This window comes from Grimontia sp. NTOU-MAR1, assembly GCF_035758505.1.
Taxonomy (GTDB): domain Bacteria; phylum Pseudomonadota; class Gammaproteobacteria; order Enterobacterales; family Vibrionaceae; genus Enterovibrio; species Enterovibrio marinus.
On the sequence record NZ_CP142109.1, the window covers coordinates 253,778 to 268,658 of the forward strand.

General features: G+C 44.4%; 12 protein-coding genes and 1 pseudogene. 7 read left to right on the top strand and 6 right to left on the bottom strand.

Annotated elements, in window-relative coordinates; translation table 11 throughout:
• Nucleotides 1–185: 185 nt before the first annotated feature.
• Both VP504_RS19145 and VP504_RS19150 read left to right on the top strand, forming a co-directional pair.
• Nucleotides 186–485, top strand: coding sequence for a helix-turn-helix domain-containing protein (locus VP504_RS19145; RefSeq protein WP_325894999.1), 300 nt, complete (start codon nucleotides 186–188; stop codon nucleotides 483–485).
• 389 nt (nucleotides 486–874) lie between these two features.
• Entirely contained in the window at nucleotides 875–1,294 is a 420-nt protein-coding gene (locus VP504_RS19150; RefSeq protein WP_325895000.1) for a hypothetical protein, read from the top strand.
• A gap of 856 nt (nucleotides 1,295–2,150) precedes the next feature.
• Here the strand turns inward: VP504_RS19150 and VP504_RS19155 are convergent.
• Together VP504_RS19155 and VP504_RS19160 are read right to left on the bottom strand one after the other, a co-directional pair.
• Nucleotides 2,151–2,513: a DinB/UmuC family translesion DNA polymerase gene (locus VP504_RS19155; protein WP_325895001.1), complete on the bottom strand. Its 363-nt coding sequence runs from the start codon at nucleotides 2,511–2,513 to the stop codon at nucleotides 2,151–2,153.
• Between the two features lie 479 nt (nucleotides 2,514–2,992).
• The gene (locus tag VP504_RS19160; protein WP_325895002.1) at nucleotides 2,993–4,861 is read right to left on the bottom strand and encodes a methyl-accepting chemotaxis protein; all 1,869 of its coding nucleotides are present in this window, start codon (nucleotides 4,859–4,861) and stop codon (nucleotides 2,993–2,995) included.
• Nucleotides 4,862–5,146: 285 nt separating this feature from the next.
• Between VP504_RS19160 and VP504_RS19165 the strand changes: the two genes are divergently transcribed.
• Nucleotides 5,147–5,299, top strand: a complete 153-nt coding sequence (locus VP504_RS19165) for a hypothetical protein (protein ID WP_325895464.1) — start codon at nucleotides 5,147–5,149, stop codon at nucleotides 5,297–5,299.
• On the top strand, nucleotides 5,250–6,290 hold the full coding sequence (locus VP504_RS19170; RefSeq protein ID WP_325895447.1) for an ISL3 family transposase: 1,041 nt from the start codon (nucleotides 5,250–5,252) through the stop codon (nucleotides 6,288–6,290). The genes VP504_RS19165 and VP504_RS19170 overlap by 50 nt, the downstream gene beginning before the upstream one ends.
• Nucleotides 6,291–6,314: 24 nt before the next feature.
• On the opposite strand, the pseudogene VP504_RS19175 reads toward VP504_RS19170, so the two are convergent.
• Nucleotides 6,315–7,073, bottom strand: a pseudogene (locus VP504_RS19175) (IS5 family transposase); the annotation flags it as partial.
• A 261-nt stretch (nucleotides 7,074–7,334) separates the two neighbouring features.
• Here VP504_RS19175 and VP504_RS19180 point away from each other — a divergent pair.
• Complete coding sequence (locus VP504_RS19180) at nucleotides 7,335–7,703, top strand: winged helix-turn-helix transcriptional regulator (protein WP_325895003.1); 369 nt, start codon at nucleotides 7,335–7,337, stop codon at nucleotides 7,701–7,703.
• Nucleotides 7,704–8,001: 298 nt separating this feature from the next.
• Entirely contained in the window at nucleotides 8,002–8,544 is a 543-nt protein-coding gene (locus VP504_RS19185) for an outer membrane beta-barrel protein (RefSeq protein WP_325895004.1), read from the top strand.
• 55 nt (nucleotides 8,545–8,599) lie between these two features.
• Here the strand turns inward: VP504_RS19185 and cutA are convergent, their stop codons facing one another.
• Entirely contained in the window at nucleotides 8,600–8,929 is a 330-nt protein-coding gene (gene cutA / locus VP504_RS19190; protein ID WP_325895005.1) for a divalent-cation tolerance protein CutA, read from the bottom strand.
• Between the two features lie 194 nt (nucleotides 8,930–9,123).
• Here cutA and VP504_RS19195 point away from each other — a divergent pair, with 194 nt between their 5' ends.
• On the top strand, nucleotides 9,124–9,831 hold the full coding sequence (locus VP504_RS19195) for a DUF1223 domain-containing protein (RefSeq protein ID WP_325895448.1): 708 nt from the start codon (nucleotides 9,124–9,126) through the stop codon (nucleotides 9,829–9,831).
• 313 nt (nucleotides 9,832–10,144) lie between these two features.
• Here VP504_RS19195 and VP504_RS19200 read toward each other — a convergent pair whose 3' ends face one another.
• Nucleotides 10,145–11,896, bottom strand: a complete 1,752-nt coding sequence (locus VP504_RS19200; protein ID WP_325895006.1) for a two-component system response regulator — start codon at nucleotides 11,894–11,896, stop codon at nucleotides 10,145–10,147.
• A complete protein-coding gene (locus VP504_RS19205) occupies nucleotides 11,886–14,579 on the bottom strand; it encodes a response regulator (protein WP_325895007.1) in 2,694 nt (897 codons plus the stop codon). Before VP504_RS19205 ends, VP504_RS19200 begins: the two co-directional genes overlap by 11 nt.
• Nucleotides 14,580–14,881: the final 302 nt, after the last annotated feature.

Consider the following 14,881-nt stretch of genomic DNA (forward strand, 5'->3'; position numbering starts at 1 on the left):
TCGGTATGAATGATGTGATTAAAGTACTTGCGAACCGGATACTAGGTTGGAGTAAAACCACGGAGGTCTCGCCAGACCAATCACACATTCTCTGCGTTATTCTTAATGAGATTTGCCGCGCTCCCCTTGAAGATCTTTATTTTCCGATACCAAGAGAACCAAGGTTACAAAGGATAGCCCATGCAATGCTAGATAATATTGGTAGTACAAAGTCTGTCGAGCACTGGGCCAGTATCGGTGCCACGTCTTCGAGAACACTGAGAAGATTGGTACGAACCGAGCTAAATATGAGTTTTAACATGTGGCGGCAACAGATACAGTTGATCCACGCAATGGAAATGCTGGCTCGTGGGAAATCCGTCGGAGACGTTTCATTTGCTTTGGGTTACGCGACACCGAGCAACTTTATTGCCATGTTTCGCAAAGTATACGGCGAGCCCCCTGCACGTTATTTTTCCAAACGTCCTGCAAAATATAATACCTAAGCCAACTGAGTTCGAGCATCTTTAGCTAGATTAGGTATGCTTGGTTATGAATTCGTCTTAGAAGGCTGAGGGAAAAAGAAAACCAAATTAGTTATGTCGTTTGCGTTAACTCTGTTGTGCTTCAGTGCGAGTGCCGTTGAACAGAAATACCATTCTTCGCTGACGGTAAAGTCGGTATTCAGCAGTGACAGAAACAAGCCTGTCGATGTGTATTACTGGTATCCCACGACCAAAGAAAAAACAATTTTATGTTTGGTAGAGGCAACATTTTTAAGGCGGTCGAAACTCGGTTAGATGCCCCTCTAGCTGGTGAGAAATTTTCTATCGTTCTCTTGTCTCAGGGCGGAACACGGTCAGCGTTTTCACACAGTGGATGGATAGCATCAAGCTTGGCACAACAAGGTTATATCGTTGTTGTGCCAAAACCTCCTGAACCCAACGAAATCACGGCATATAAAGTAGTCAATGAAATTACACTCAGAGCCAGTGCTCTGAAGCTTGGGCTGAACACACTAAAATCGGTTGAAGCACTATTCGGCGGGACGGATATGGGTGAGGTTTTCGGTGTCGGCTTTTTTCTGGGCGGCACATCGATGCTGATGCTATCCGGCGCCCAAATAAGCTCAGAGAAATACCTGGCATCATGCGACAGCACCAAAAATATAGACTGCCGTTGGTTACGCAATAACAACATAGACGTTGCTACTATACCGGATGAAAAATTCCGCCCACTTCAGACTGAAAACAAACTGAGATCAGTTGTTGTTATCAGCCCAGAGCTAACTGCACCTTTGCTGACGATACGCTGACCGCGATAGACAATCCGATTACGTTGATTAAGCTGACTGCCAATCAACACCCTGCACTGGTGCCTGCCCAATCAATGATTGAGCTTCCTTCAGTAACGCTTGAAGACATTCCAGGCGCGAACCAGTTTAGTGCATTTCTGAGTGTACTGAGAGTGGTTTCAGCATCCTTGCCTTAGAAGGAGAAGAAGCACTTTGTCAGGAACTGGGGCAGGTTTCCCGAGCGGAAAATCATCAGGAAATTTTTGATGCGATTTTGACTGCTCTGACTCGGTAGGAAACAAGGACCGAAAGAGCGAAAGAAGGACAGTCACTTTTAGCTATCATCTATTTCGGATTAGGAATTGTAGGGTGAATTAGCAAACTTACATTTGAGTAAATTGGATTTTCTAAGCCAGAATGGGGCAAAAGCCACTTACGCTACCGCCCTTCGCTTATCGGCAAGCAACACGCCATCACTGTCTAAAACTTTTGACGGGAAAGTACCACAAAGTGCATAAAAGCAGATTTGATTTCGATCGCATCAGGAGTCGAGTGAGGAGATTTTGTTCAAAGAAATGGGGTAGTTGCAGAATGAGAGGAGTTAGACTAATTCTGAAAAGTAGGGAAACCTCTTTCACTCTTTCACTCTTTCACTCTTTCACTCTTTCACTCTTTCACCAAATATGGACTAAAGCCTTATCTGGCAAGGGCTACGTGTGTGGTCATTTTCATATCAACTAATGCTATAATATACGCACTTTGAGCATAAGAGATAACCATGGCAACCCCCCCCCCCCCTAAGAGCCGCATTGACTGGCTCATCTTCTTCCGCCGCGCAAAGAGCGTCGATACATTGGATTTGATGCTAGATGGCGCACTAAAGAAACTGGCGACGACCGCTGAAAAGGCCGATGCAATACTTGGTCATGAGGCAAGACTGGATGAGCTGGAAGGTCCATGTAGATAGGTTTGAGAGCCCAAACACGTTGCGTTGGTCGGAGAAAGGCATGAAGGTGAACATGTCGAGTTGCGCGTATTCCTGCGATGAAAGGTCGAGCAATCCCACCCCGATCTTGTAGTACTTCACCCCGTATTTGAACTCTCTTTGCGCCACTTCACTTGCAATTTGAGTCATGACTAACGTGTCGTCACATGGGAAGTTAAAGCGGTGTACATAGCGAAAGGCTGAGCCTGCATCTGTTTTGTCATACGATGATGAACAGGCAAACAGCATCATCATTTTGGTGCGGCATATTTCGGAGGATTCCGATCAGTTATTTCCCCGCGATTATCCGATCACTTTTAGCCTAACTCCGAAATCGGTGATCGGAATAGCGAAAACCGCGATCGGCAAGTCCGAAATCCTAACTTTTTCTCTTTTAAATCAATAGCTCGCTATTCTTTAGTTCTTAAACAAGAAGGTAAGGAAGCGACTATGGCAAAAAAAGAGAACTCCAAGGAACAAAATCAAAGAGGTATTACGCCTCAAATTTGACTGAGGCCTGTCGCATCGCAACATCGCGCTTTGCCTCAATCTTGGCCACCGTCTCTGAACTGGTTGTCCGCTTTAAACAAAGCCAACTGGGCTTATGTTTCCATCCAATGGGGTCCACTTCTGTTTACATCATCAAATATCTTTTGTCCCGAACTTCAAATGACAGCTTCACGCCGTTGGCCGATTGGAATGCTCCATCCTTGAATATAGTGCCAATTGTTAGGTTACACTCTAAAATTACTGATTAACTCTCTTAACTTATCAGCGTCAGAAGATAACTCCTTACATCCTAACAATGCCTGCCCTGCTGCTTGGTCAGTATTTCTAGCTACTCTGGCTATTTCTTCAATATGAGGGGTAATTTCATTAACAACTTGAGATTGCTGAGTTGTTGCATGAGCGATTTTTTCAACTGATGATGCCACTCCAACAACTCCTTTTGATATACCTAAATACAGTTCCTCTGAATTTTCAGCCTCAAGGTTACACTCAGTAGCCAAACTCTTACTGCTATCTATTCCACCTACAACCTTAGTTGTTTGCTGTTGTAACTTATCTATAATCGTACGGATTTCCTCTGTTGATGTCTGGCTACGTGAAGCTAGTGTTCTAACTTCGTCAGCTACTACTGCAAAACCACGCCCTTGCTCACCTGCTCGTGCAGCCTCTATTGCAGCATTCAAAGCCAACAAGTTAGTCTGTTCAGATATACCACTAATCACATCGAGCACTTTGTTTATCTCTAACACATCCTTTTCTAGGCTTACTACATATTCATTAGTTTCCAATAAACCATTCACCATAACAGATATACTGTTTGATGTGTTAACAGCGGATTTCTCTCCAGTTTCAACCGAAGAAGAAACAATAGTGACCTCTTTTGCTGCTGACTCTGAAGTTTGAGCAATATCATGAGCACTAGCTCCCAACTCATTGACGGCTGTAGACACTTGTTCAATTTTAGCCGTTTGCTGAATAATTTCTTGCTCCATAATTTCCATCATACTAACGATCTTTTGGCTAGCTTGGGATATGGAACTTTCTGTCTGAATAATTTCTTTTACTAACTGATTTAAATAATCGACAAACTGATTATATCCTTTTGCTATCTGAGCAATCTCATCATCACGAGTGTCATCTAACCTTTTTGTTAAGTCACCACCACCTTGACCAATGGACTCAAGGAGAGATGTGACCATATTAAAAGGAGCAAACAGTAAACGGACACCGAATAAACATAACAAAGTAGTCAAAATCAAAAAAACGCACCCTGTTATGCTCATAGCAGAGCTAAGATTATTTAACCCCTCCAATACCTCACTTTTAGATTGATACAGCACTAATGACCAACCAGAGTCTTCTAAAGACTTAACCCCAACTATATGGCGAACACCACCAACATCCATTTCAACAACATTTCCGCTGGAGACTTCATGTAGTGCTGAAAAATCAAGTTCAGAAGCTAATTTCCCTACATTATTTTTATCAGGATGAAGTGTTATTTTGCCCTGTGAGTCAATCGCAAAAGCACCGCCACTATTTCCTAAACGATATCTACCTAGCTCATCAGACAGTTGATTCAAAGCCAGTCCAAGGCCAGCTATACCAATTTTCTGCCCACTATCTTTTACAACATAATTAATAAACAAGGTTGGTATGCCGGTCTTTGAATCAGGATCGATAGACAGCGCGTAATCATCATTAGAGTTAATTAGTCCATGAAACCAGACATCCGAGTCGGTAATCTTTCTAAGAAACCCATCCTGGTTGTAATATCGAGCTGTTTCCGATGAGATGTAGAATGTAGAGAGCGCATTAAACTCTAGATTAGTGTTGTTTAACGTTTTAATTACGTCGTCATCAACCATTGAGGCAAAGGGATACATCGACAATGTTTTTGATGCTACTTGAGGTACTGACAAGTAATGAGAAAACTTATTTGATAAACTATCCAACAATGCAGGAAACTCTCCCTTAACCTTTTGTTCAATTAGTAGGTTTTTACTTATACTGTACGATATATAACTTAAGCTAGACAACACAACTATTAGCAAAGTAACAACAGCTATCAATGTTTTTTTCTTTAAATTCATAACCAATAACCCAGCAACTACCAATAGGCACTACAACACTTTAAATATAACTAAAGAAGCGCATAAAACAAATGTTATCGGCTTTTTTCTCACTTTTCCGGATATAAGCCAAAGTAAAGGCGACAGTCAATTTAAGAAAAGCCCAAACTATCAGTTTCATCCCTGCGTGGAGGTGGCCTCAGACCTGTTCATTCATGGCTCTTCACCGTTAGTGGTGGAAAGTCTTTCTTTCCAAACTATCGAATCAGCCCGAAAATAGAATGAAATTCAGCTGCTCGATTGAAAATGAAAGATACTGCACTTTATGAAGCCATGCTGGGGCTTGGCTCACCATGGAGCGTTTCGTCGGTTCAGCTTGATGAACCGTCTCACAGAATCATTGTCACGGTTGCATACGCCAAAGACACTGTTCAATGCCCAATTTGCCAGAAAACATGATTCACGTAAGCGGGTTTGGCGCCACCTAGATACATGCCAATTTGAAACCTACATCGAAGCCAAAATTCCTCGCTGTGACTGTCCAAAGCATGGGGTGCAAACGCTCCTAGTTCCCTGGACATCTTCGGGAAGTCGATATACTGAGTTGTTTGAAGCGAAAATCATTGAAGCACTTCAAACCACGTCACTACTTGCTGTAGCCAAGCTGTTTCGACTCAGTTGGGGAGCTATCGACCGGATAATGGGTAGAGCTGTTAGTAGAGGGCTTTCTCGACGGCAATTGGACAACGTTGAGCACCTGTTGGTTGATGAAACAGCGTTCTGCCGAGGCCACGACTATGTCACTGTGTTGTCGAACCGAGCGGGACAAATTATCGCTGTTTCCGATGGAAAAACCGCAGAAAGCCTTGCCGCCTGTTACGCAGTGTTACCGATGAAGGCCAAATTACAAACCCGCTCTGTGTCTATGGATATGAGCCGTGCTTTTATCAATGCAACAGAAGCCTATTTTGGTCACAGAGCCAAGCAGATCATATCTATTGACCACTTTCATATCGCTAAACTCCTGACCAAAGCAATGGATGATGTGCGTAAGCAAGACGTGGGATCTCTTCCTTCATCAATGAAACGAGAGTGTCACCGAACTCGTTATGGTTGGCTGAAACGAAACGATCGCCTCAATAAACAGCTAAGAGTTCGCATCTGTGAATTATCAAAGATAATGGTAAATACGGGATTAAGTTGGGTGTTCAAGGAGCAAGCCAGACTCATTTGGAAAGGAAACCGAGTACGAGGTGCCAAAAGCCAATGGCTAGAGTGGTTAGCTCTGATAAAAGCCAGCCGCATAAAGCCGATTATAAATGCTGCCAACACAGTGAAGGATCATCTACCGAGAATACTCAATGCAATGAGAATGCGCGTATCCAATGGGCTTGCTGAGGCAATAAATGCACAGATTCAATATATAAAGTTGCGTGCTAGGGGCTGTTGATCTTTGATGTTCATTTTTTAACCAACAATATATTGGTAACCACATAAGCATGAATGCCAGCGATACCATGCTGGCATAATTCCTTTCCAACTTATCATATCTACTTGAAATAGCACGATAATGCTTAATTCTGGCAAAGGCATTCTCGACTAAATGCCGATACTTATTTAAGCACCAATCCATCGTATCTTTGCTGATGTCTTGCCCGCAATTACGCTTAGCGATGACGGTTCTCCCTCCTTTGCGTCGCACAAAGTCACGAAAGGCCTTACTGTCATAACCTTTATCGCAGATGATGGTGTTTATTTTGTCCAGTTGTTCGACAAGGCTTTCTGCATGAACAATGTCATTTCGTTGCCCTTCGGATAAGTCAAAGCAGATGGGTAAACCGCCGCTGTCTACAGCCAGGTGAATCTTGGTTGTATTGCCGCCTCGACTCTTACCGATTTGCTCTGTAGCGCAACTCGCCGCTCCCGTACTGTACTGATGTGTTCTAACTATTGAACCATCAAGAAAGACCCATTCAAAGTCAGCCATCTTCGATAAATGATTGAAAAGATGATTTAAAAGCACTTTCTTTGACCAAAGATTGAACCGTCTATAGACGGTGCTCCATTCCCCAAACTCGGACGGTAAGTCCCGCCAAGGAATACCCGTCCTCATGCGATAAAGTATTCCTTCAAAGGTCATTCTGTGTTCAGGCTTATCATAGATGCGCCCTGTACTTTTCATTGCTTTTAGTAGCAGTTCCCATCTTGAGTCAGTTAAGATTGTTCTTGGTATGCTTTGGGGTTGTTGTTTGATAAGGCCAGTATGCGCGAAGTCTCATCAAGGCCAGAAGCAACGCTTCACAAACAGGCCGGATATATGAAAGCAAACCTGTCCCTTCAATCAAACCTGTCGTCTTGCAAACTAGGAGGAGACCATATATGGGTATAATATGTATTGAGTGGTTAATTATGGTAACCTTGACCTTATTTTTAACCAGTTTACTTTTTGTAACTTAGATCTACCGTAGGGTTATTGAGAACGAGGCATTCCAAGTTGACAGCTAAAGTTGAAACCGATAGTTGTGGCAGAAAATCAGCAACAAATGCTTGTACCGAACCATGTGCAATTGAACGAGCGATGCGATTGATTGGTGGAAAATGGAAAGGCTCCATTATTTACCACCTTAAAGATGGACCTGTTCGTTTTAACGATCTCGCCCGCCAGTTGGGCGGTGCCAGCAAAAAGATGATCGATCAGCGTTTGAAAGAATTAGAAAGTGAAGGCATGGTTTTGCGCCAAGTGATAAGTGACCGGCCGATCGCCGTCAGCTATGAACTCACTGAGTTTGGGCAATCTGCATTAAAAATTCTTGATGACCTAAGAAATTGGTCAGAAACACACCAAATCGAATTAAAGAAATAGCAACCATCAGGTAACTAGGCAAAGTTTGAATATTAATTAATACACGCCTTACCTTTTAAAACTCATGAAATGCATCCATGTGGATATATGAGAAAACAAATCTCTCTTTTTATTAAATAAGATACAAATCCCTTATTTTCCTCTCATGTAACTTTGCGAAGAAATAGTTTTTCATACCCAAACAACCTAAGGCGATCGCACTCAGAGGTGATCACAATGCCTGTCATACTCACTGGATTCGGTGTCTTCCGGTTGTTTGAGTACATTTGCTCACATTGGTTAGGAAAAGGAATTAATAATGAAATGGGGAACCGCATTGCTATTTTCCGCACTGACTTCAGTTGCAACACAAGCTTATGAACAGGATTTCTATATTGCGGGAAGCCTCGCAGCACATGAATTAGCTGATAAAACAGGTCAAAAGGTTGCTGTACATATTGGGGCTAAAAATATCGCAGACAATAATTTTTTCCTTGGCGGGGAATTAGAGTTTGCGCTATTGAAAAATGATAATTTTCAAGATACCTACGATGGCTACAAAGAAGATTATTCGTATTCTGCAAATATTCCTGTAGGTAAACGCTTTCCCATCAGTTCAGGAAGTTCTGTTGATGTTTATGGTCTTGCGGGCTATTCATCGCTGAGAATTTACAAAGGCAGTGACGATATGACGGCGGATGGTTTCCGTTGGGGGGCCGGTGTTGATGGTAACTTTTCTGACCTGATGATAGGTCTGCGCTACACTCAAGGTAAGCTGAACGGCAGTCGGGATGGCGCCTCAGAATTTGATGATACTGAAAAAAACCTCAGCCTAATGCTTGGATACAGAATCCAACTCTAAGCGCTGTCCTGACACCATTGAAAATGCCTCTGTTGGTGACTCGATTGAGGTATTTTTATTGTCCGCAACTTTCCGAAATCCATCCTAGATAAGCATCCAATCCTATTTCTATTGGAAGTTGGATAACCTCTGGCACGTCATAATCATGTAATCGGCAGATCTCGGCTTCAACTTCTTTATAAAGTGATTTTTTGGTTTTGATCATCACCTGCTTTTCCGCATCCGATATGATTTTTCCCTGCCAGTGATAGTAGCTCTGAATAGGTAACACCTGAATGCAAGCGGCCAGTTTCTTTTCCAGTAGAGACTCAATGATTCGCTTTCCGATGCTGTCATCAGCAAAGGTCGTCATCACAACCACATAAGATTCAGGAGAGGAGTTCATATTTAGCCTCGGTCACTTTTTTAGAATGAGAATCCAGCACACTGTTTTCGGAGCTTCACCTTCCGAACATTGCTTAAATTTAACCCAAACCACCGCCTCATAACCACTCACGCACCAAGATTCAGCATGACGATTTGAAAGCGATCCATATGTTTTCAGGTCTTGCCTTAGACAGGCCATAAAAAGGATACATGATGCGAAGCTTGTTAACTTTTACTTTTGTCGCCGCCGCACTTTCACCTTCCGCCTTATCAGCACAGAGCTGGGAAAACAGTGGCACTCCAGCAACAGTGGTTGAACTATACACCTCGGAAGGATGTAGCAGTTGCCCTCCAGCAGAAGCCGCGCTCAACAAATTGAAAGGTAAGGATGAACTTTGGACAACCGTTATTCCTATGGCCTTTCATGTGGACTATTGGAACTACATTGGTTGGGCAGACAAATACGCCAAGCCGCAATTCAGCAAGAGGCAGCGCCACAAGGTATCTCAAAGTCGGGCCAGTGGTGTATACACCCCGGGTTGGTTTATTAATGATCAGGAATGGCGGGGTTTCTTCGACAGACAACCGATCCCTTATGCCAATGGACCAGCGGCACCGAAGCTAGAGGCCTCCTTAGAGGGCAAGACCTTACGCGTGAATTACGAGAGTAGTGAACGCTTACAGGCACAGTATGCTCTGCTTGCTATGGATATTACTACCCAGGTCAAACGTGGCGAAAACCGAGGAAAAACTCTGAAACATGATTTTGTGGTCGTCGATTTCGAAACGAAAACTGGACAACGAAATTGGCAATTTGCTCTGGATAGGAACACAGCAGCTTCCCCTTCAGCCATTGCGGTATGGTTAACACCCCTGGGGGGTGGCGATCCCCTACAAACCGTTGCTGGGTGGCTGGAATAGCTATATCCAAGTAACGTGAAGATATAGGGTTCAGGGAGATTGACTGGCGTTGTTATCGCGGCGTTCTTTTGCAGGTCTAGTCTTCTTCATCAAAAAGGAACAACAAAGAGCGCGGCATCAATCAACTCGTTCGAAGGGAGACCCTCTATGCGCCCACTTCTTTTTTAAATTTCAAGGAAATAGGACCACTATTCATCACGAAATTCGCCTCGAATTGAACACATTGATTACTGCTGAATCCGAGCATCTTCAGATTGTTTGGGTATATACACAAAAGGGAGCCGTAACTCCGTTGATAAATCCCACGAATTGCTCAGGTCACCCTGGCGTTTTTCGCATTTTCCTCGCTTGTTGTGGATTCATTTTCAGAATCACCCAGCAGGGCTTTCAGGCTTTTGATATCCAATGGGCGACTAAGGTAGAAACCTTGGGCCAAATCACACCCCTTCGATTTCAACATTTCCAATTGTTCTTCGGTTTCCACACCTTCTGCAACAGTTTTCATTTTCAATCCCTGCGCCATGGAAATCACTGCGGTAGCGAGGGCTTCGTTAAGTTCCACATCCGTAATACCGTCAACGAACTCCCGATCGATTTTCAGCGCGTCAAAGGGGAATTGCAGCAAATAACTGAGGGATGAATAACCGGTACCAAAGTCGTCCATGGAGAGTGCTGTCCCCAAATCATGTAACCTATTCAACATCTCCCTCACATTGGGTTGATTACTGAGGAGCAACCCTTCCGTCACTTCCAGTTCGAGACGCTCGGGTTCAAAACTGTGTTTATCCATGATCTTCATAAAATCTTCGATAAAATGTGGCTGACGGACTTGCTGCGGCGAAATATTCACTGCGAGATGCAGTAAATCACCACCGCAATTTTGAAGCTTGGCAAAATCTCCCATTGCGGTATCCAGTGCGAATTTGCCTATTTCATATATTAGATTCGACTGCTCTGCGATGGGGATAAACTCGGCAGGAGAAACGATGCCCAGCTCTTCATTAGTCCAACGCAGCAAGGCTTCCGCACCGGAAATGCGATTGGTTTTAAGATCATACAATGGCTGATAGACCACTGAAAATTCGCCCCGTGACAGAGCCCATACCAGATGGTATTCCAGCCGTAAACGGCGGTGAGCATTGTCGTTCATCTCACTTGTAAATAATCGGTAGCTGTCTTTGCCACCTTCTTTAGCTTGATGTTTCGCTACGTCTGCATTACCAAAAAGACGTTTGAAATCGTCAGAATCCAATGGGCAGAGTGAAATACCGATACTTACCGTCAAATGCACTTCACCACCACCTGCGATTTCCACCGGTTTGTTGATGGCTTTGCGAAGTTTGCTGGCAATCTGGCAGGCATTTTCGGTCTGGTGCAATCCAGGAAGTACAATCAGGAACTCATCACCGCTGACTCGCCCAACCGTATCTATCTCGCGGACCGTTTTGACGATGCGGCGGGACAGTTCTATCAGCACCTGATCACCGACATCATGACTCAGGGTGTCATTAATGATTTTAAAATTATCGAGATCCACCAACATCACGCCCGTCATCAAACCACGACGCAAATCGTGGGCAATCGCGTAACGCAGTCGATCCAATGTCAGGTTACGGTTGGCCAGCCCTGTCAACGAATCGTAGAGTGCGCGTTGCATGATTAACTCTTCATTGCGACGAATGCGTAACTGGTTGTATATTCGAAGCTTTACTTCAGCCGGAGATACCGGTTTGGAGATATAATCGGCACAACCAATTCTCAGCCCCATCTCACGGCCTTCGTCTTCTGAATGTTCAGTGATAAGAATGACTGGTACGTCTTTTGTCTCCGGCTCTGTTTTAAAATACTGGCAGAGCTTAAAGCCATCAATGTCTGGCAACTCGATGTCCATCAAGATCAATTTTGGCGATTCTGATTTTGCCAGTACTTTGGCCGTTGCCCCGGTGGTTGAAAAAATCACCCTATATTCTTCACCCAATATGGCGTTAAGAATACGGATACTGTTTGGCGACGAATCAACGATGAGGACTGTGTCTTTATCCGGAGCAGTATGATTAGCGTTCATGCGAAGCTCCTTTTACTTCAGCCGGTGAGATATCCAGCTTGCTCTCCTTCAAATAGGCGTTGAATGCCGCCAGAGCTTTGACATAATCAAGTTCGATCAACTTGTCTCCCACAGGTTTCAGCTTTGGCGCTAAATCGCAGTAGTCAACCATCAGTTGATAGTAAGTATCAATAGCAATCAAATCCTGCGACATCATTTGGCTCCTGAACACTTTTAAGCGAGCCAGTTTGGCCTGATCCACGTTCGACTCTTTTTTCTTTATCGTCTCACCACCGGCACTTTCCGCATTCAGCAATTCAGTTGATATCGAAGCTTGGTTTTGCTGTAGCAGGATCTCCCCAATTTCTTTAATCGCATTATCCATGTCCCGCTTAAAGTGATCGAGCGGAGGCTGATGGTCTTCCAAAGCCAACAAAGTATTTTGGAGCTGCTTGGCTGAACGCCGAAGTCCAACGATTGACAAATTCCCTGCACTGCCTGCGATGTTGTGGGCATTTTCAGAAGCTTCTGTCAGCTGTCCAGCGTCAATCTGCTGGTAAATCTTGTTTTCCTGCGCACGCGCCTGATGTACAAAGTCACTAAGTAGTTTGAAATAGAGGGACTCATTGCCCATCACGCGCTTGATACCGTCTTCCACATCGACGTATTCGTGGTCCTCCGTCGGAGAGTCTGTATCTCCTTCGCAATAAGACTGTGAGGTGACGGCTAGCCCTAAGCACACCGCCAGTTTTTGTAGCAGGTTATCGGCATCAAGTGGCTTAGGAATGTGTTCATTCATACCAGCGTCTGAACAACGTTGGCGGTCACGCTCCATGGTATGGGCGGTCAATGCAAAAATAGGCAAGCTTTCTTTGTCAGAGGTTTCCCGAATGATCCGGGTGGCTTCCAAACCATTCATTTCAGGCATTTCAAGATCCATCAGAATGGCGTCGTAAAGCTCCGGAGCAGGGCAAACTTTAACTATCGCTTCGCGACCCGACGCTGCTAGCTCTACCTGAAAGTCATTACTCATCAATACTTCACGGGCAATTTGCTGGTTGATTGGCATGTCATCGACCACCAGTATGCGTCGACCTCCTCCGTTTACTGTAACAGCGGAACCATGTTGTTTATTGCCCATTACCCGACGGTGTGTTTTGGGTAGGTTCTGTCCCATTACTCCCATAATGGTATCAAACATTACCGATGCTGAAATCGGTTTGTGAAGGTAGCCATCAATCTTGCCCTGCCCTCGTTCTTTGTCGATCATCCTTTTTTCATAGGCACTGATCACAATCACTAACGGGTGCTTCTCCGGTTCCAGATCGTTTTTGATTTTCTCCAGAAGATGGAAGCCTTTCTTCCCTGGCATGTGCCAATCAAGCAGCACCAGATCAAAAGGCTCCATTTCCAAATCTAAGTGCCCTTCCACAATTGCAGTGAAAGCACTGTCAACATCGCTGGCGGAATCCACTTTAAAACCCAGCGATTCAACAATCGCCTTGTGCACCGCTATTGAAGACGGATTATCATCAACCACCAAGACACGAAGCTCTCGCAAATCAACGGGAACAGAAAAACTTTTGTCTGATGTGGCTTTCGCCAGTTGCAACTCCACATTGAAGTAGACACCAGGCTCACCGTCATCATAGTCATAATGTACCTGCCCCCCCATTTGCTCGATCAGATAAGACGCGATAAGCAGGTTAATCGATTCATCGACTTCGGATTTCGACATCACCAACCGTTCAGTAAGCTCTTCCAAGTCATCGAATGACTCGTCGCCATCCGTCACCTTTTGGTTTATGGCGAATTCGAGTACAGCGCAGTGATCTTTCATTTGCCCAGATCTGATGCTGAGGATCAATGGGCTACCTTCGCCTACTACCATGGCTTCATCAATGATATTCAAAAGCACACGGCGTAATCTATCTGGATCACCCACCAAAGAGCGCGGTACATCCAGCGGCACATTGAACAACAACTCCACTTCTCGGCTTTCTGCCTCGCTAAGCAGGTATTCCCTTAGACTTTCCAATAATTGGTCAAGGTCAAAGGGTGTATTTTCGAGGGTAAGGTAATGCGATGATAACTCCTGAAAATCTCGCAAGTTATCACAGATTACTCCAGTTCGCTTCAGTGAGCGGGTCAGGCTATTAAGGTAAAGTGCTTGTTTGTTGCTGAGGGAAGTTTGGTTAAGCATTTGGGCACAACTCAGAGCCGCCGCCATCATGGGATATAGCGCTATATTTGACTCAGAAAGCACATTGAAGCTTCTACTCAATGCGCTGGATACATTTTTTCTCGCCCCTGCGGTTAAATGGGTACCCATCTTCAAGAACAGCTCTTCAGGCGTGATAGGGTAAACCACATAGTCAGCGCCGCCACTGCGGTAGGCCAGTTGTTTTTGCTCGGAAGAGAATTGAGTGCTCGTCATCACAATCTGCGTATCACGGCAGGAGGGGAGTTGCTTGATCTTCGCAATCTCTGCTGTCAGGGAGCCTCCACCTTCAAATGGAAAATCCATGTTGATAACGAGAATGTTAACCGGATGCTGCTGGAGAATAGTCATCAACTTTGCGGGGGTCGCCACGGAGCGCAACCAATAACCACTTTCACTCAAAACTTGCTGATAGAAATCAATGTGGGAAAGATCTTCGTCGACGAGCACAATCAGCGGCTCATGCTTTACCAAACCTGTCATTCGGCCTTCCTTTGAGACTTTTCAAGACGCATTTTGTCTTAGGCTGAGATCGCCAATCGATGTTACGAAGTGGCCTGTTTCTGTCGGCCTTTTCAAGCAAGAAATACCGCAACTAGTAGCTTTTTTTATCACCGAATATCATTGACGAAACACTACTTTGTTTTATAAAGCTAGTGGCTTTTTGCTGTGACTGCCAAATCCACATATCACTTATTTACAAGTTTCTCAGTTGCATATACACGCACTTCCTAAAGGAAAACATCTTGTCCTATCAGATAGCTATCAATATCAATGAATGGATC